The organism is Shewanella sp. WXL01 (assembly GCF_012263345.1).
GTDB lineage: Bacteria > Pseudomonadota > Gammaproteobacteria > Enterobacterales > Shewanellaceae > Shewanella > Shewanella maritima.
This window is the reverse complement of sequence record NZ_JAAIKQ010000036.1, coordinates 1-569: the sequence shown is the minus strand read 5'-3', so window position 1 is coordinate 569 and position 569 is coordinate 1. Positions and strand designations below refer to the sequence as shown.

Below are 569 nucleotides of genomic sequence, written 5' to 3'. Positions count from 1 at the left end.
ACTAACGATGAGTCAGACAATACTTCAGTCGTGAGCTTCACCATCGCCGGTGACAACACTGTCCATAACGCGGGCGATTCCGTCACCGTTCAAGGCGGCACATTAGTGCTGAATGCTAATGGCACGTATACCTTTGACCCTGCGGCAGACTGGAATGGCACACTGCCGGTTATCACTTACACCACTAACACAGGTGAGACGGCGACACTGACGATTACTGTTACGCCAGATAACACAGACGTGGCTGATGATGCAGTTACGGTTGGCGAAGATACGCAAGCTTCAGGCAACGTGCTGAGCAATGACGAGTCTGATAACACGAGCGTGGTCAGCTTCACCATTGCTGGTGACAACACCACTTACAATGCTGGTGACTCAGTGACCATTCAAGGCGGCACATTAGTGCTGAACGCTAATGGCTCTTACACCTTTGACCCAGCGGCTGACTGGAACGGCACACTGCCGGTCATCACTTACACCACTAATACAGGTGAGACTGCGACACTGACGATTACTGTTACGCCAGATAACACAGACGTGACTGATGATGCAGTAACCGTGGGCGAAGA

1 protein-coding gene is annotated in these 569 nt (G+C 51.7%); it reads left to right on the top strand.

Features of this window, described 5'->3' with window-relative positions; genetic code table 11:
- Positions 1-569 (top strand): cadherin-like domain-containing protein (locus tag G3R49_RS19960; protein WP_167870836.1); only part of this gene is annotated, 569 nt, incomplete at both ends.